At 66.1% G+C, this 16,400-nt stretch carries 15 protein-coding genes; 6 read left to right on the forward strand and 9 right to left on the reverse strand.

Annotated features, from left to right (window positions below):
• Positions 1-71 precede the first annotated feature (71 nt).
• Genes J1M86_RS19195 through J1M86_RS19205 form a run of 3 tightly spaced genes read right to left on the reverse strand, consistent with a single transcriptional unit; the run spans position 72 to position 4,797 of the window.
• Complete coding sequence (locus J1M86_RS19195) at positions 72-1,826, reverse strand: ABC transporter ATP-binding protein (RefSeq protein ID WP_206510985.1); 1,755 nt, start codon at positions 1,824-1,826, stop codon at positions 72-74.
• Entirely contained in the window at positions 1,823-3,478 is a 1,656-nt protein-coding gene (locus J1M86_RS19200; RefSeq protein ID WP_206510986.1) for an ABC transporter ATP-binding protein, read from the reverse strand. Before J1M86_RS19200 ends, J1M86_RS19195 begins: the two co-directional genes overlap by 4 nt.
• 2 nt (positions 3,479-3,480) lie before the next feature.
• Complete coding sequence (locus J1M86_RS19205) at positions 3,481-4,797, reverse strand: lysine N(6)-hydroxylase/L-ornithine N(5)-oxygenase family protein (protein WP_075841024.1); 1,317 nt, start codon at positions 4,795-4,797, stop codon at positions 3,481-3,483.
• Positions 4,798-4,915: 118 nt separating this feature from the next.
• Between J1M86_RS19205 and J1M86_RS19210 the strand changes: the two genes are divergently transcribed.
• Both J1M86_RS19210 and J1M86_RS19215 read left to right on the forward strand, forming a co-directional pair.
• Complete coding sequence (locus J1M86_RS19210) at positions 4,916-6,055, forward strand: isochorismate synthase MenF (protein WP_206510987.1); 1,140 nt, start codon at positions 4,916-4,918, stop codon at positions 6,053-6,055.
• On the forward strand, positions 6,052-6,813 hold the full coding sequence (locus J1M86_RS19215; RefSeq protein ID WP_075841023.1) for a 2,3-dihydro-2,3-dihydroxybenzoate dehydrogenase: 762 nt from the start codon (positions 6,052-6,054) through the stop codon (positions 6,811-6,813). Before J1M86_RS19210 ends, J1M86_RS19215 begins: the two co-directional genes overlap by 4 nt.
• Here J1M86_RS19215 and J1M86_RS19220 read toward each other — a convergent pair.
• Positions 6,802-7,236, reverse strand: a complete 435-nt coding sequence (locus tag J1M86_RS19220) for an HIT family protein (protein ID WP_075841022.1) — start codon at positions 7,234-7,236, stop codon at positions 6,802-6,804. The two genes, J1M86_RS19215 and J1M86_RS19220, sit on opposite strands and share 12 nt — an antisense overlap.
• A 57-nt stretch (positions 7,237-7,293) precedes the next feature.
• Between J1M86_RS19220 and J1M86_RS19225 the strand changes: the two genes are divergently transcribed.
• A complete protein-coding gene (locus tag J1M86_RS19225; protein WP_075841021.1) occupies positions 7,294-8,094 on the forward strand; it encodes an HAD-IIA family hydrolase in 801 nt (266 codons plus the stop codon).
• On the opposite strand, the gene purB is transcribed toward J1M86_RS19225, so the two are convergent.
• Positions 8,080-9,498, reverse strand: a complete 1,419-nt coding sequence (purB, locus tag J1M86_RS19230; RefSeq protein ID WP_075841020.1) for an adenylosuccinate lyase — start codon at positions 9,496-9,498, stop codon at positions 8,080-8,082. The two genes, J1M86_RS19225 and purB, sit on opposite strands and share 15 nt — an antisense overlap.
• An 11-nt stretch (positions 9,499-9,509) precedes the next feature.
• Complete coding sequence (locus J1M86_RS19235) at positions 9,510-10,157, reverse strand: TetR/AcrR family transcriptional regulator (protein ID WP_075841019.1); 648 nt, start codon at positions 10,155-10,157, stop codon at positions 9,510-9,512.
• A 74-nt stretch (positions 10,158-10,231) separates the two neighbouring features.
• Between J1M86_RS19235 and J1M86_RS19240 the strand changes: the two genes are divergently transcribed.
• A complete protein-coding gene (locus J1M86_RS19240; RefSeq protein WP_206510988.1) occupies positions 10,232-11,224 on the forward strand; it encodes a low specificity L-threonine aldolase in 993 nt (330 codons plus the stop codon).
• Here the strand turns inward: J1M86_RS19240 and J1M86_RS19245 are convergent.
• The gene (locus J1M86_RS19245) at positions 11,221-12,378 is read right to left on the reverse strand and encodes a pyridoxal phosphate-dependent aminotransferase (protein WP_139318342.1); all 1,158 of its coding nucleotides are present in this window, start codon (positions 12,376-12,378) and stop codon (positions 11,221-11,223) included. The genes J1M86_RS19240 and J1M86_RS19245 overlap by 4 nt on opposite strands.
• 36 nt (positions 12,379-12,414) lie before the next feature.
• On the opposite strand from J1M86_RS19245, the gene thiM reads away from it, so the two are divergent.
• Positions 12,415-13,257, forward strand: coding sequence for a hydroxyethylthiazole kinase (gene thiM, locus J1M86_RS19250; protein WP_206510989.1), 843 nt, complete (start codon positions 12,415-12,417; stop codon positions 13,255-13,257).
• Between the two features lie 85 nt (positions 13,258-13,342).
• Complete coding sequence (locus J1M86_RS19255; protein WP_206510990.1) at positions 13,343-14,179, forward strand: type IV toxin-antitoxin system AbiEi family antitoxin domain-containing protein; 837 nt, start codon at positions 13,343-13,345, stop codon at positions 14,177-14,179.
• Between the two features lie 70 nt (positions 14,180-14,249).
• On the opposite strand, the gene purD is transcribed toward J1M86_RS19255, so the two are convergent.
• Positions 14,250-15,500: a phosphoribosylamine--glycine ligase gene (gene purD / locus J1M86_RS19260; protein ID WP_206510991.1), complete on the reverse strand. Its 1,251-nt coding sequence runs from the start codon at positions 15,498-15,500 to the stop codon at positions 14,250-14,252.
• 106 nt (positions 15,501-15,606) lie between these two features.
• Entirely contained in the window at positions 15,607-16,230 is a 624-nt protein-coding gene (locus J1M86_RS19265) for an FMN-dependent NADH-azoreductase (protein WP_206510992.1), read from the reverse strand.
• Between the last annotated feature and the right edge of the window lie 170 nt (positions 16,231-16,400).

The following is a 16,400-nucleotide window of genomic DNA, read 5'->3' on the forward strand; positions in this document are numbered from 1 at the left end:
GTCTCCTTGTCGTCCAGACTCGCCAGAAAGTGTAGTGAGGTTAGCCTAGCCTCTATGTCTGTCTGGTGGGGTCACCGGTTGGCACTCCACGCAGTCCACAGCTGCGCGTATCGACCGCCGCGCGCGACCAAATCCTCGTGCGAGCCCTCCTCCACTATCAGTCCGTTGTCCATCAACAGGATTCGATCGGCACGTCGCGCCTGGCCGAGCCGGTGCGCAACGATCAACGCCGAACGATCCGCAAAGGCCGCCTCGGCTGCAGACTCGAGAAGCGACGCGCCCGCGCTGCCCGCGTCGGCGGTGGCCTCGTCGAGAATCACCACCGGTGGGTCGATGAGAACAACCCGCGCAAGGGCAACCTGTTGGGCCTGCATGGGCGTGAGCTGATGGCCGCCGTCGCCGACCACAGTGTCGAGCCCGTCGGGCAGCAGCTCGAACCAGTCGGCGGCGAGCACAGCGCGCAGTGCCGCCTTCATATCGTCGTCACTCGCACCGGGAGCAGCCATCGCGAGATCCTCGCGAAGCGTCCCGGCGAATACGTGCACTTCCTGCGTTACCAGCGTGATGCGTTGCGCACGAGTCGAATCGTCGACGCCAGTGAGGTCGACCGACCCGAACTGCACCCGGCCCACGTCCGGGGACCGGACACCTGCGAGCACGGCCGCCAACGTTGTCTTGCCTGCACCCGAACTGCCGACCAGAGCGACCGACTCACCGGGCTCGACAGTGATGTCGACACCCCGCAACACCGGTCGATCCGGGGTATATCCGAAGGTGATATCGCGGGCTACGAGCGCGCCACGGGCGGGCAACTCCACCCGAACCTCCGCTGCAGGCTCGGCTTGGATCACCCCGACGATGCGGGCGAGTGAGGCCAACGCCGACTGCAGTTCGTCGATGACCAGCAGCAGATCCTCGATCGGTGCGAAGAGCCGCAGGAAGAACAGCATCGCGGTGGTGGTCGCACCGACGGTCAACGCCTCGGCTCCGACGAGGAAGTAACCGATGACGAGCAGGCTCGCCATGCCGAGGAACTGCGCGGAGTTCAGCCGACCGTAGAAGCGGTTCTGCACGATGCGCGCTCGCATCGTCCACCGCACGACCTCCCACGAATGCTGCCCGACGCGTGCCGCGAGCAGCGGTGACATGTCGTAGGCGTGCACGGTGCGCAGTCCGCGAACAGCACCGAGAACGTGTTGGGCGCGTTGGCCCATTGCCGCTCGCTCGGCCGCATAGATACCCGGAGCGTTGCGCAGATACCAGCGCACAGCCAGCGCGTACACCGGCACGATCAGCACCAGCGCCCCGAGGAACCTCCAGTCGAGCGCGGTGAGGCCCACTGCGGTGAGCACCACCGTGAACAGCGACGTCGACAGAGCTGGCACCGCAGTGTTGATCGCAGTGGAGACTTCTTCTACGTCGTCGGTCGCCCGGGAGACCAGATCTCCGGTGCCCGATACCTCGACGCGTTCGAGCGGGAGAGCCAGACTGGCGCGGAACATGCGCTCGCGCAGCCGAGCCAGAACGGTCTCGAACAGTCTCGACGAGAGCACCACACCGAGCGCGGTGAACCCGGCGAACCCCAGTGCAGCGACACCCATCACTGCCCCGAGCTGCCAGATCTCGCCCACGTCGGCGCCGTCTATGACGGCGTCCACCATGCGCCCGAGCACCCACGGTGCGACTAGTCCCAGTGCGGCGCCGAGAATCATCGTCGCCACCACTGCGACGAGCCGAGTGCCCTGGCCGACCAGAGCGCCCCTGATCTCCCGCACCACCGAACGTGAGTCGGCAATCGGCATCCTCGTGACAGCCGGTGCGGTCATCGGACGGCCTCCAATTCGGTGTCCAGCGACAGCACAGACGTCGCGACCGCCGTCAATGCCGGCGCAGATGTGAACACGATGGTCGTCTTTCCCTTTCGTGCTGTCGCAATGCGTTCGGCCACGGTTGCCTCCGTCACGGAATCGACTGCGGTGGTGGGGTCGAGCAGCACGAGCACGTCGGGATCGGTTGCGAGCGCCCGAGCCAGCGCGACTCGCTGTCGTTGCCCGCCGGACAGCAGCCGGCCTGCCTCGCCGACGCTCGTCTCGAGACCGTCGGGAAGCGCCTCGATCACGTCCTCGCACGCGGCGGCGAGGATTGCACGCGTCACTGCGGTGTCGGACACCTCGCCCACCGCGATGTTCTCCGCGATGGTCCCCTCGAACAGATCGCTCTCGTGTGGGGCAACGAGCAGTGTCCTCTTGCGTCGGGCTGGGTCGAGGTCGCGTACATCGCTGCCGCCGACCGTCGCCACCCCTGGGTCTGCGAGCCCGCGCAGTGCGTCAGCCAGCGACGCTGTTTTCGCGGCATCTGCTTCCACGACGAGAAATTCGCCCTCCCGGACGAGAACACCGTCGACGATGACCTCGAAACCATCAGGCGTTCGGTCCTTTCCAGCGAGCTCTCGCGACGGCGGCGCCTGCAGGATCGTCAGCACCCGTTCCGCCGACGCCAATGCCTGTGCCCAGATGGCGCCGAAATTGGCGGCGAACGCCTGCAGCGGGCCCATCACGAACTGGGTGACGGCGACGACTGTGATGAGCTGACCGATCGTCATCGCCCCACCGATGGCCATCAGGCCCGCGGCAACGGCAACGCCCGCGATGAACAGCCCGGACACCGTTTCCATCGCACCGAGGTAGCCGGCTCGTGCGCGGTTCGCGTCCAATGTCTTTCGCAGTGCATGCTCGCTGGCAGTGGTGTATCGGCGACCGGCCTCGGGTTCGGCGCCGAGCCCCTTGACGATTCGGAAGCCACCGACGAGATCCGCCGCAGTGCCCGAGGCCTCGCCCGCCGCCTGCTGCTCGTGCATGCTTCGCCGACGCAACGGCGACCCGGCGATATCCATCAACCACAGCATCAGCGGCGCTGCCACTGCAATCGCAAGACCGAGGGGCCACGAGATGTACAGCAGAATCAGGGCCGAGAACACGACGGCGGCGAATTCGCCGAGCGGATACACCACGATGGCGACGGACATCGCCAGTTGCCTCGCGTCGGAGGTGGCGATGTTGAGCATCATCCCGGGTTGACGCGCGGGCCCGCCCATTCCTTCGGCGTCGAGAATGCGGTCGGTGATCTTGGTCCGCACCTGGTGCTGGATCGACTGCATTCCGAGAAAGCCGATACGCGAACCGAACCGGAACGTGGTCGACACCAGGGCGTAGACGACTGCGAGGACACCGATCCACAGCACCAGCTGGCCGGTGTCGCCAGGGGCGATCGCGCGGTCGATCGCGAGGCCCATCACGACGGGCACGAGGGCGGCGCAGAGTTGATGAAGTATCAGCAGAGCGCCGGCTGGGACCGTGTACTTCTTTGCGGCGAACATGGTGGTCCAGGTCAGTTCGCGGGCGGTGGTCGACTCCGTGATGGGAATCGCCCTGGTTCGAATGGGCGTTGCGGGGGCTTCGAAAAAGATCGGCAGGCGCATGATCAGTGGGTCAACACCGCTGTGAGCGGGGGGTTGTCGGCGAGACGGGTGTGCGCGGCGAGTGAGAAGACGAGTTCACCCGAGCGCACCGCAATGTTCGACAGCAGTGACGAGGTGAGGCCGTGCGAATGCTCGGTGCCGCCCTGCAGGTATATCCCTCCCGACACAGACGGGTCGGTGCGTAGCCGATAGTCCCTCTCCACCTCGGGTGTCCCGTCGGCGGCGAACCGGCACTCCTCGGCGAGCGAGCCGAGGATTCCGTGGAGATCGAGCGGGCGGAATCCGGTGGCGAACACCACTGCATCACAGCGCATTCGAGACTCGCTGGCGGTCGGGCGATGCCGAATGGTCACCTCTACGGCGTCGCCGGACTCGGTGAGCGAGGACAGCCCGGATGCGCCGTGCACGAACAATCGTCGCCGCCCGGTGACGCGCTCGGTGTACTCGCGCTCGTACAGGTCCTCGATCAGCGGAAGGTCGACAGCGGAGTAGTTGGTGCTTCGGTGATACGCCATGAGTTCGTCGCGTAATTGTGGTGACGCCGAATAGAAGTCGTCCACCGCCTCCGGATCGAAGACGCGGTTGGCGTAGGGGCTGTCGTCGGCCGGGCTGTAGCCGTACTTGCTCATCACGCCGTGGACCTCGGCGGAGGGGTAGCGCTGATGCAGGTGCGCCATCACCTCGGCCGCGCTCTGACCGGCGCCGACGACGACGAAGCGCTCCTGATTCACACTGGGCAGCGCGTCGAGACGATCCAGGACACGGTGATTGTGGAAAACGCGGTCGGTGGCGTCGACATCGTCCGGTAGCTTCGGCGTCAGCCCACCGGCAAGAACGATGTTGCGGGCACGCAAGGTTCGTGTACCAGCAGCGGAACGGGTGGAGACCTCGAAGTGGCGACCGTTCCACGCCACGGCCGTGGCGGAGGTTCCGTAGTGCACATCGGCGCGGACTTTGTCCGCGGCCCACGACAGATAGTCGTGAAACTCGATCCGCGAGGGAAAGAACGTCTGCAGATTGATGAAGTGCGTGAGGCGGCCTCGTTGTTCGAGGTAGTTCAGGAACGTGAACTCGCTTCGCGTGTTGCGCTGCGTCGCCAAGTCCTTGAGAAAGGAGATCTGCATGGTGGCACCGGGGAGCAGCATTCCTGTGTGCCACTTGAACTCTGATTGCCGCTCCACGAAGACCGAGGTGAGCCTCTCGCGCGCAGGAACAACCGCGTTGTGTTCCAGCAGGGCTATCGCAAGGCCCAGGTTGGAGGGTCCGTAGCCGACCCCGAGAATGTCCACTACGTCGGGCAGATTGCTCTCCACTGGCACAGGTTGTCCTTGTCACTCGGGGATAAAGTTACCCTAACCTATCTTCAATGAATGAGTTTAGGCTAACCATCACTGAGCGACGAGCGCCCACCGACCCACCCCGACGAAACGAGGGACGATGACTCGAACCCAAGCCGCGGCACCCCGTGCCCCTATCGCGACACATCGCAGGGCGGGATTCGTGCTGTCACGTCCGCACGGAACCGCGCAGGCACACGGATCGAGAACGACATTCGACACAGCCTCCTCTGCAGCCGCGGCGCTGCGCTCCGGCAACGCAGCCGCCGTCGTCGGGGCACTCCCGTTCTCACGGGACGCGCCGTGCGCCCTGTTCGAACCCGAACATCTCGACCGAACCGAGAGCACGTGGACTGCACCGTCCGGCCTCCCACCCCTGCCCGCCTTCACCGTCACGGGGTCGAGTGAGAGCGAGCACATCGATCGGGTCCGAACAGCGGTGAACGTACTGCGTCACGACGGGTCGCCTTTGCAGAAAGTGGTGCTCGCGCGCAGCCTGACGCTCACCGCGGACACCGACGTCGATCCGAACGCGCTTCTTGCCGCGCTCGTCGAGGGCAACCCGTCGGGCAACGGCTACCTCGTCGATCTCGGCGCGGCCGGCGGATCGTGGACGGGGCGAACGCTGGTGGGATCGAGCCCGGAGGTGCTCATTCGCAAGCAGGGCAACATTGTCACGTGCCATCCGCTCGCCGGATCCGCCCCCAGACATCCCGACCCCCTACAGGACCAGGCCAACGGCGCAGCCCTCACCGAATCGGTCAAGGACCTCCGCGAACACGCATTCGTCGTCGATGCTCTGCGCGAATCTCTCGCACCGTTCTGCCGGGATCTCGACATACCGACGTCGCCGACGCTGACCTGCACTCCGCAACTGTGGCACCTCGGCACTCCCATTCGGGGTGAGGTGCACGGCGCCGACACCAGCGCTCTGGATCTGGCCATCGCACTGCACCCCACCCCCGCCGTCTGCGGGACCCCCACCGATCTGGCCTATCGAACGATCGAAGAACTCGAGGGCGACCGCGGCTTCTATGCGGGCGCAGTGGGATGGTGTGTCTCCGACGGGGACGGCGAATGGATGGTCGCCATTCGATGTGCGGAGCTCGCACCAGATCTCAGACGCGTGACGGCCTACGCCGGCGGGGGCATCGTGGCCGAATCCGATCCCGCGGACGAGGTGCGCGAGACCGTCACCAAGTTCGGCACCGTCATGAGTGCTCTGGGGGCGCAGCTGTGACCACGGTGATAGTCGGCGCAGGCAACGGCATCGGCCGCGCGGTCGCGGTGCAACTCGCGGCGTCCGGACGGACGGTTGCACTCCTGGACAGAGATTCGGCGGCGCTCGCGGAAACCGCGGCTCGGATCGAGGGACATGCATTGACGTACACCGTCGATGTGCGCGAGGCCGAGGAGGTCGACGCCGTGATCACCGCAGTCGAAACTCAGGCAGGCCCGGTCACCGCGCTGGCCCACGTCGCGGGCATTCTGAACACGGGTTCGGTACTCGACTCCGAAATATCGGAGTGGCGAGAGATGTTCGACGTCAATGTCTTCGGAGTACTCAATGTGGTTCGATCGGTAGGTCGCGTCATGCGCGAGCGAAGATCCGGGGCCATCGTGGTGGTCGGATCCAACGCGGCCGGAATCCCACGAATGTCCATGGGCGCCTACGGTTCTTCCAAAGCCGCCTCGACCATGCTGACACGGGTACTGGGTCTGGAACTGGCCGAATACGGCATTCGAGCCAACATCGTCGCACCCGGCTCGACCGACACCGACATGCAGCGGTCCCTGTGGGCCGACCCGTCGGACGACCGCTACGCCCAGCCCGTCGTCACCGGCGACTTGGCAACCTACAAGACCGGGATACCCCTGGGACGCATCGCATCTGCCGAGGACATCGCCGACGCCGTCGAGTTCCTGCTCTCGGACCGCGCCCGCCACATCACCATGCAATCGCTCTACATCGACGGCGGAGCCACCCTACGAGCCTGAAACCCCACCGAGTGCCCGCGCGATCTCGGCGGCTTTCGCGTCCAACTCGTCCCGCTGCGGCGACGTCGGCCGCGCCCGCAAACCGAAACCGTCACCGACCGTCCGGGGGATGACGTGGAGATGGACGTGGAAGATCTCCTGGCCCGCCACTTCGCCGTCAGCGAGCATGAAGTTGACTCCCGCGCACCGGGGATCGGATGCCCGTAGTGCCGCCGCCACCTTCTGGCCGACCCGAAACAGGTGCGCACCCACCTCGGGGTCGAGCTCGGCGAGGCTACGGGCCTGCTGCCTCGGTACCACAAGCACATGCCCGCGGGTGAGCGGCCGAATATCCATGAACGCGACGGCCACATCGTCGGTGTACACCATGCTGGCTTCGGCTTTGCCAGCAATGATGTCGGCGAAAATAGTGAAGGGATTCATATCCGACCAGTCTAGGGCCGTACTGCGTCGCTCGGGCCGCGCGACTAAGGTCTGGCCATGGGTTCAACTGGAGGCGTTCTCTTCGACATCGACGGTGTGCTGGTAACGGCGTGGAAGCCCGTGCCGGGTGCCGCGGAAACGCTGGAGTACCTCGACAGCAAGGACATCGCCCGGGCGTTCCTGACCAACACCACATCCAAGACCCGAGGGCAGATCGCCGAGCTACTGACCGCGGCCGGGATGCCCGTGCACGCCGACGAGATCGTCACCGCCGCGAGCCTCACCGCGGACCACCTGCGCGAAACGTACCCAGGCGCCCGAACCGTGCTGATCAACAACGGTGACATCGCGGGAGACATGCCCGGCATCGAGTTCGTGGAGGAATCCGGCGAGGACCCGGACGTGGTCGTCGTCGGGGGCGCCGGGCCGGAGTTCACCCACGAACGGCTCAGCCGGGTCTACGACTGGCTGTGTCGCGGAATCCCGGTCGTGGCCATGCACCGCAGCCTGATGTGGACCACCGGGGCGGGTCTGCGCATCGATACCGGCATGTACCTCGCCGGGATGGAGAAGGCGTCCGGGCACACCGCGAAGGCCGTCGGCAAGCCTGCGCCGCTGGGTTTCCAGACCGCCGCCGAACGTATGGGGCTCGACCCGGAGGACGTGGTGATGGTCGGCGACGACCTGGACAACGATGTGCTCGCAGCCCAGGTCGTCGGTATGACCGGCGTGCTGGTGCGGACCGGGAAATTCCAACAGGACGTGCTCGATCGGCGCGCGCAGGAGGAGTTCGGCCTGCAGCCCAACTACGTCATCGACTCGGTGGCCGATCTCCCGGGTGTACTACAGAATCGGTGACGGCGAGTAGCTCGCGCCCTTCGGGAAGCGAGCGAGAAGAGTCTCTACATCCCCGATGACAGCGGCTACTTGGGCTTCAGCAGCACCGACGAACGCCGAGGGGTCGGCGAGAGCTGCGTCGAGGCCGGCGCGGTCGAGCGGGATGCGATCGTCGGCGGCGAGGCGGTCCAGCAGATCCGGATCCTGCCCCTGCTCCCGCATTGCCAGCGCGACAGCCACCGCGTTCTCCTTGATCGCCTCGTGCGCGGTTTCGCGGCCGACACCGGCACGCACCGACGCCATGAGCACCTTCGTCGTCGCGAGGAACGGCAGGTAACGCTGCAGTTCCTTGTCGATGACGGCGGGGTAGGCACCGAACTCGTCGAGGACGGTGAGGAAGGTCTCGATCATGCCGTCGATCGCGAAGAATGCATCCGGCAGTGCGACGCGGCGCACCACCGAGCAGAACACGTCGCCCTCGTTCCACTGCGCGCCCGCGAGCTCGGCGGCCATGGAACCGTAGCCACGCAGGATGACCTGGAGTCCGTTGACGCGCTCGCAGGAGCGGGTGTTCATCTTGTGCGGCATGGCCGAGGAACCGACCTGGCCCGGCTGGAACCCCTCGGTCACCAGCTCGTGACCTGCCATCAGACGCACGGTGTGCGCGAAGGAGGACGGCGCCGCGCCCAGCTGCACCAGCGCGGACACGACCTCGTGATCGAGCGAACGCGGATACACCTGACCGACGCTGGTCAGCACGTGCCGGAAGCCGAGGTGGTCGGCGACGATCCGCTCGAGCGCAGTGAGCTTGGCGGAGTCACCACCGAACAGATCGAGCATGTCCTGCGCCGTGCCCATCGGACCCTTGATGCCGCGGAGCGGGTAGCGATTGATGAGTTCCTGCAGGCGGGCGAGGGCGATCAGCAACTCGTCCGCGGCGGAGGCGAACCTCTTGCCGAGCGTGGTGGCCTGCGCGGCGACGTTGTGGCTGCGGCCGGCCATCACCAGCGTCGAGTACTCCGCCGCGCGCTCGGCCAACCGAGCAGCGACGGCGACACCGTGGGCGTGCACGTGCTGTAGCGAACGCAGGATCTGCAGTTGCTCGACATTCTCGGTGAGGTCGCGACTGGTCAGGCCTTTGTGGATGTGCTCGTGGCCGGCGAGGGCATTGAATTCCTCGATGCGTGCCTTGACGTCGTGGCGGGTGACCCGCTCACGCTCCGCGATGGACGCCAGATCCACCTGGTCGAGGACACGCTCGTAATCGGCGATGGCAGAAGACGGTACGGACACGCCGAGACCGGCCTGCGCCTTGAGGACGGCGATCCACAGCTGACGCTCGAGGATGATCTTGTGCTCCGGAGACCACAGGTCCACCAGCTGGGGGCTCGCATAACGGGTGGCCAGGACATTCGGAATAGTCACGAGAGCCCAGTTTACGGTCTCGTTTGCTCCGCGGGCGCGACGACCTCCAACACTTCCATCAGCATGCTTCTCGCCATTGTTCGCGGTTCGGGTTCGACCTCTCCGAGGGCTCCGACGACGGCTCCGTCGACCACCGCTACCAGCCGTCGTAGCTGCTGTTCCTCGACGATCCGACCGGATCTTCGCAGCACGTCGGTCAGCAGATCGTCGATCTGTGCACGCAGGCGCGATTGCACTTCCCGCAGCTGTGGGTGCCGCGCGGAGGCGATGAACCGTTCGTAGCGGGCGATGAGCCGTTCCCGGCCGTCGTCGACGTCGTCCTCCGGGCCGATCAGTAGATCGACGATCAGGTCGACAGTCGGCTCGACGTCGTGGGCGAGGTCGCCGAGTTCGTCGATGCGTCCGCGCATGACTTCGAGTTCACGGTTGCCCAGCAGCTCGACAGCGCACGCGATCAGGTCGTCGAGCGACTCGAAGTAGTAGGTAGTAGAGGCCAGCGGCAACCCTGCCCGCGTTGCGACTGCGCGGTGGCGCACGGCATCGAATCCGCCCTCGACCAGCAGATCTGCTGCCGCGCAGGCGAGCGCGTGTCGGCGGCGTTCCCCCTTCGGGGTAGCACCCGACACCTTGTGCGGCGTATCGGCGGCACCTGTCGACATTCGGACATCGTGCCAGCCCGCGCGGCTCGGCCTGAGGGAAACGGGCCAACAGAACGTATGCAATCGTGATGGGTATGGCTCCACGAACGATCGATCTGCGCTCCGATACCGTCACCCGTCCGGATGCGGCGATGCGTGCGGCGATGGCGGAGGCGGAGGTCGGCGACGATGTCCTCGATCACGATCCCACCATGGCTGCCCTCGAGGAACGCGTCGCGGCGATGCTCGGGTACGAGGCGGGCCTCTGGGTTCCGAGCGGAACGATGGGCAACACCATCGCGCTGATGATGCACCTGCGACGCGGCGACTCGTTCCTCGCTCCCGAACATGCGCACGTGCTCGGGTCGGAACTCGGAACGGCCGCCTGGCTCGCCCAGGGCATGCCCCAGGTGCTCCCCCACGACGCCGGCCCGGGACGCCCGACGCCCGCTGCCGTCGCCGCCGCCTCCGGTGCCGGTCCGTACTACACGCTGCATCCGCGGCTGCTGTGCCTGGAGAACTCGCACAACTTCGCCGGCGGGTCGGTGTTCGACGCCGAAGAATGGAATGCGCTCCTGAAAGCCGGCCGGGACGCAGGGTTGCTGGTGCACCTCGACGGCGCACGGGTCTGGAACGCAGCGGTCGCTCTGGGGGTCCCGGTGTCGGAGCTGACCCGCGGCGCCGACACCGTCCAGGTATGTCTGAGCAAAGGACTCGGCGCACCCGTCGGCTCGATGCTCGTCTCCGACACCGCACGCATCGGTGAGGCCAGGAGAATCCGCAAGATGCTCGGCGGAGGTGTCCGGCAGGGCGGTATCCTCGCCGCCGCCGGACTGGTTGCGCTCGACAACATCGACTCGCTCTCGGGCGATCACGCCAACGCGCGGCTGCTGGCCGACGGCCTACGCGAGCGGGGCTGGACCGTAGAACAGCCGGAAACCAACATCGTCCTGGCCCGGTCTGGCGTATCGGTGGCCGACCTCGCCGAACGCGGCATCGCGGCCGTCACCGTCACCGGGAAGACCCGCTTCGTCACACACCGGGATGTTTCCCGAGCCGATATCGAGGAAGCGCTGGCGCGCCTCTAACCCCGAAGCAGCGGCTGCAGGCGAACGAGAGCCTCCTCGATGTCCGCCGTCGCGCCCGCGAACGAGAACCTGATCGTGTGGTGGCCGTGAACGGTATCGAAATCGACACCTGGTGCCACTGCCACACCCGTCCGCGCTAGAGCCTCCTCGCACCAGGCCAGTGAATCATCGGTCAGGTGGGCGATGTCCGCGTACGCGTAGAACGCTCCGTCCGCGGGCGCGAGATCGGTCACCCCTGCCGCCGTCAGCCCGTCGAGCAGGATCCGCCGGTTCACCGCGTACCGCCGAACGTGCCCGTCGAGCTCGGCCCGCGAAGCCTCGGTGAACGCCGCGATCGCCGCCACCTGAGAAATCGCCGGTGGACACACCGTCATGTTCGACGCCAGCCGCTCCACTGCGCGGCGCAGGTACGTCGGCAGCAGCATCCATCCGAGCCGCCACCCCGTCATCGAGAAGTACTTCGACACGGACCCGACGACGACCGCATCCCGCGAGGTCTCCCACGCACTCGATGTCTCCACGTCGCCGAAGGAGATGCCGTGGTAGATCTCGTCGGAAATCAGCAGTGTGCCGTGTGCCTGACACCAGCGCGCGATTGCGGCGAGTTCGTTGGGGTCGATGATCGTGCCCGTCGGGTTCGCCGGGCTGGCGATGATCAGTCCCTTGGGCGGTTCCGGTAGGGACTCGAGCATCGCGACCGTCGGCTGAAACCGCGATTGCGGACCGCAGTCGAGCTCGACGACGCGGCAGCCGAGCGCGGCCAGGGTGTTGCGGTACGCGGGATAGCCGGGGCGGGCCATGACGACGGTGTCGCCGATATCGAAGGCCGCCAGGAACAGCAACGTGAACGCGCCCGAGGATCCGGTGGTGACGACGACGTCATCCGCGTCCACGGGCACTCCTGCCTCGGCGGCGTGGTACCGAGCGATGGCCTCGCGCAGGGGAAGGATCCCGAGGGTTTCGGTGTACCCCAGCAGGTGTCCGTCGAGGGCGTCACGAGTCGCCTGCAACACCGGCCCCGGTGCCGAAGTCGACGGCTGCCCCGCCGCGAGCGAGAGAACGTCGCCGTGGGTGCGCGTGCGCAGTGCTGCTGCCTTGAACACGTCCATCACATGGAACGGCTCGATGTTGCTTCTGCTCGACTCGGTGACCACGATTGCCGAGGCTATCGGTCGTGGAAGACTTGCCTGATGCCGGAACCGAGATCTCACCCGACTGCGGGCGATGTCGCCGAGGCCCTGGAGACTTTGCGGTCGTCGACTCCGCTGGTGCAGTCGCTGACCAACGTCGTCTCGGCGAACTTCGTCACCAATGTTCTGCTGGCGGCGGGGGCGAGCAACGCGCACATCGACAACGTGCACGAGGCTGCAGGATTCGCCGCGGTAGCCGGTGGTGTTCTGATCAATCTCGGCACTCCCGACGACGGCACCGCGGCAGCGTTCACCCTCGCCGCCGGCGCTGCCCGCGCAGCCGGCACACCGTGGGTGCTCGACCCGGTCGGTGTCGGCGGACTCCCCTGGCGAACAGAACTGGCTGCCGGGTTGCTCGCACTCGGACCCACTGCGATCAGGGGTAATGCCTCGGAGATCATCGCGCTCGCCGGCAGTTCAAGTCCCGGCAGTTCAGGTCGAGGGGTCGACAGCACCTCCGAAGCCGACGCCGCCGTACCCGCAGCACTGTCGCTGCTCGACTCCGCGCAGGTGGTCTCGGCCTCGGGACCGATCGACTACATCGTGGGGCGGGGGCCGTCGGGGCCGCTCGGAGTTCGAGTGAGCGGCGGAAACGCACTGCTCACCAAGGTCACCGCAACAGGGTGCTCACTCGCGGCACTGGTGGCCGCCTACCTTGCGGTGTCACCGAATCCGTTGATCGGCATCACCGCTGCGCACGTACACGTCGCGGTCGCTGCGGAGGCTGCCGCGCGGGGCGCATCGGGTCCGGGGTCCTTCGCTGTCGCCTACATCGACGCTCTCGCATCGGTCACCCCGGACGGTCTTCGCACGAGTGCGCGGATCGAACCTCTCGACGTGTGAGGGCGTTCATCCACAGGCAGGCCCGTTATCCACAGATTCGATATCGGGCCCCATTTTGCGGTCGTTTTCGAGCAGAGTTCTCGCCATGGGGGTCTACACGAGGGAGCAGCTGCTCGATTCGGGAATCGGTCGGTCGCGGATAGATCGGCGGGTCCGCAGCGGAACACTGGTTCGTCTGTTGCCGTGCGTCTACGCCGATCGTGATCCGTCGTATTACGAACTGTGTGTTGCGGTGACGGTGTGGCGGGGGGACGCGGTGCTCAGTCACCTCAGCGCTGCCTGGTTATGGGGGATGCTCGACACCACGCCCACGCAGGTGCACGCGACCCTGCCCAGGAACACCCGAGTGAGCGGCCCCGACTGGTTGACGTTGCACCGCCGCAGCGTTGACACGGCCGAGGCACGCGGTCTGCCGGTCGTGCCCGCCGCACAGTGCTTCGTGGATGCGGCGGCGACGATGAGCGGCACCCCACTCGAGCAGATCGTCGACCGCAGCGTCGGAACAGTGGTGAGCTGGCGCGAGGCAGTCGATCACTGTGAGCGATCGGCAGGGATGACGGGAGTTCGCGAGGTTCGTCGCCAGCTCCGACAGTGTTGCCCGGGCACTCTGTCCGAGCCGGAACGCATGGTTGCCCGCGCCCTCACCGCTCGCGGAATCCGGATGGAGATCAATGCTTGGGTCGGCCGGTACCTGTGCGATCTGGTCGACAACTGTGCCAGGGTGATCGTCGAGATCGACGGGCGTGAGTTCCACAGTGACTCGCGCACTTTCGACAACGACCGGACTCGACAGAACTCACTGGTGCTGGACGACTGGTTGGTACTCAGGTTCTCTGCCGCCACTGTCTATCGCGATATCGAACGGGTGGCGGATCAGATCGCGGCCGTGGTGCGGCGACGTAGAAAGAGCAGGGGTGTCTGACGCTCCTCTATCTGCACATTCTGACGGGATCCCGTCGGATACTGAAGATCGTGGAGCACCAGACACGGCCCTACAAGTTGATGCGACCCTCCGCCGCGGCCAAACCGATGTCGGTACGGAAGTGGCTGCCCGGGAGCCGGATTGCGTCGATCTTCGCGTAGGCGTCGATGCGTGCGGCATCCAAGTCGGCCCCGGTTCCGACGACGCTGAGCACTCGCCCACCTGCCGAGACCACGACACCGTCCTTTTTCGCTGTCCCCGCGTGCAGTACGCCCTCGGCCTCGGCACCGGTGATCGCATCGCCGGTTCGGGGCCGGCCCGGGTAGTTCTCGGCCGCGAGCACCACCGTCACCGCCGAACCGCTCTTCCACTGCAGCGGCTCGAGCGAACCCAGCGTGCCGGTCGCCGTCGCATTGAGGGCCGCACCGAGCGGAGATTCGAGCAGAGCGAGCACCGCCTGGGTCTCGGGATCGCCGAATCGGCAGTTGAACTCGACGACCGCCGGGCCTGCAGCGCCGATAGCGAGGCCTGCATAGAGCAGACCGGAAAACGGGCAGCCGCGCTCGACCATCTCGGCTGCAACAGGTTCGACCACCTCTCGGACGATCTGAGCGGTCATCTCCTCGGGCAGCCACGGAAGCGGGGTGTATGCGCCCATTCCGCCGGTGTTGGGGCCGAGGTCACCGTCACCGACACGCTTGTGGTCCTGCGCCGGCAGCAGCGGAACGACGGTCGCACCGTCGACGAGGCAGAACAGTGACACCTCGGGGCCGTCGAGGAAGGACTCGAGCAGCACCGGATGGCCGGTTTCGAGAAGCTCCGCGGCATGGTCCCGTGCTGCGAGCCGATCGGTGGTGACGACCACGCCTTTGCCCGCAGCCAGACCGTCGTCCTTGACCACCCAGTTCGGCCCGAACCGGTCGAGGGCCTCGTCGAGCAACGCGGGCGAGTCGACAATTTCGCTGTGCGCGGTTCGAACGCCCGCTGCTGCCATGACGTCCTTCGCGAACGCCTTGGAGCCTTCGATTCGTGCCGCAGCAGCAGACGGGCCGAACGTCGCGATACCGGCCTCACGCAGGGCGTCGGCGACACCCAGGACCAGTGGCACCTCCGGTCCGATGACGACGAGGTCGGCGCGCACCTTGCGCGCCAGCTCCGTCACCGCTTCACCGGAGGCGACGTCCACGTGATGCTGCTCGGCCAACGCGGCTGTGCCGGCGTTCCCAGGAGCGATCAACAGGGTGTCGACGTTCGGATCCTTGCTCAGAGCAAGGAGGAGGGCGTGCTCACGAGCACCGGAACCTATGACGAGTACGCGCACAGTGCATCAGACTATCGGGTCACTCGTGCCGAAACCCGAGACACCCGAGCAGCGACGACTCGACATCCCTACCGGGGGCAATTCATGCAGGTCACAGGACGATGGGTCAGAAGTCGACAGCGGCCTTGCGGGCGAGTTCGATGTGCTGAGCCAGGTCCTCTTCCGGGGTGGCGGTGAGAACGGTCGGCGCGAAGCGGAGTGTCTGTGTGTCCGCGATCCCGACGAAACGCAGCCAGTCGTCGAAGAACGTCGAGGCGAAATCCGCCCCGAATTCGATGGGGACACCCGGTGCGTAGACGCCGCTGGTGTAGACGACGAAGGCGCGTTTGCCTGCCATCAGGCCCGAGTACCCCTCGGCCGGGTCGAAGCCGAATGCCCAGCCCGGCTGGGTGACGATGTCGATCCACTGCTTGAGGATGTACGGCACTCCGGCGTTCCACATCGGGATGTTGAACACGTATGCGTCGGCCGCCGCGAACCGATCGAACACAGCACGCGCTGCGTCCCAGGCAGCAACCTGCTCTGCAGTCTGATCCTGGCCTCCGAACACAGCCATCTTCGCTTCCGCTGCGACGGAACCGAACTGGGGAAGCGGCTCGGCGAACAGATTCCACTTGTCGACCTCGAGGTCGGCATCGCGCTCTCGCAGAGCATCGAGGAAGTTCTCCGCGATCGCAAGTGACTGCGACCCCGGTCGCGCGGATGCGTTCACATGCAGAAACGTGGTCATGTTTTCTCTCCTGACATAAGCAATCGCGACGCGATAAGGTCGCTACACAAAACTTGCTCCACCCGGCGGCCAGTGACAAGAAGGCACTTTCAAGTGCCCAGGGCACCTGGACGTGCCTGACAGTCGGCGGCCTGTACGGATTTTCGACACGACCGAGAGGCGCGCACAGT

Origin of the sequence: Rhodococcus sp. KRD197 (genome assembly GCF_017168235.1) — a bacterium.
Taxonomy (GTDB): domain Bacteria; phylum Actinomycetota; class Actinomycetes; order Mycobacteriales; family Mycobacteriaceae; genus Rhodococcoides.

Bases quoted from the DNA above. Each gene is read 5' to 3' on its own strand.
- J1M86_RS19195 (WP_206510985.1), bottom strand. From the start codon at position 1,826: ATGACCGCACCGGCTGTCACGAGGATGCCGATTGCCGACTCACGTTCG.
- thiM (WP_206510989.1), top strand. From the start codon at position 12,415: ATGCCGGAACCGAGATCTCACCCGACTGCGGGCGATGTCGCCGAGGCC.
- J1M86_RS19200 (WP_206510986.1), bottom strand. From the start codon at position 3,478: ATGCGCCTGCCGATCTTTTTCGAAGCCCCCGCAACGCCCATTCGAACC.
- J1M86_RS19220 (WP_075841022.1), bottom strand. From the start codon at position 7,236: ATGAATCCCTTCACTATTTTCGCCGACATCATTGCTGGCAAAGCCGAA.
- J1M86_RS19255 (WP_206510990.1), top strand. From the start codon at position 13,343: ATGGGGGTCTACACGAGGGAGCAGCTGCTCGATTCGGGAATCGGTCGG.
- J1M86_RS19210 (WP_206510987.1), top strand. From the start codon at position 4,916: ATGACTCGAACCCAAGCCGCGGCACCCCGTGCCCCTATCGCGACACAT.
- J1M86_RS19265 (WP_206510992.1), bottom strand. From the start codon at position 16,230: ATGACCACGTTTCTGCATGTGAACGCATCCGCGCGACCGGGGTCGCAG.
- J1M86_RS19240 (WP_206510988.1), top strand. From the start codon at position 10,232: ATGGCTCCACGAACGATCGATCTGCGCTCCGATACCGTCACCCGTCCG.
- J1M86_RS19225 (WP_075841021.1), top strand. From the start codon at position 7,294: ATGGGTTCAACTGGAGGCGTTCTCTTCGACATCGACGGTGTGCTGGTA.
- J1M86_RS19235 (WP_075841019.1), bottom strand. From the start codon at position 10,157: ATGTCGACAGGTGCCGCCGATACGCCGCACAAGGTGTCGGGTGCTACC.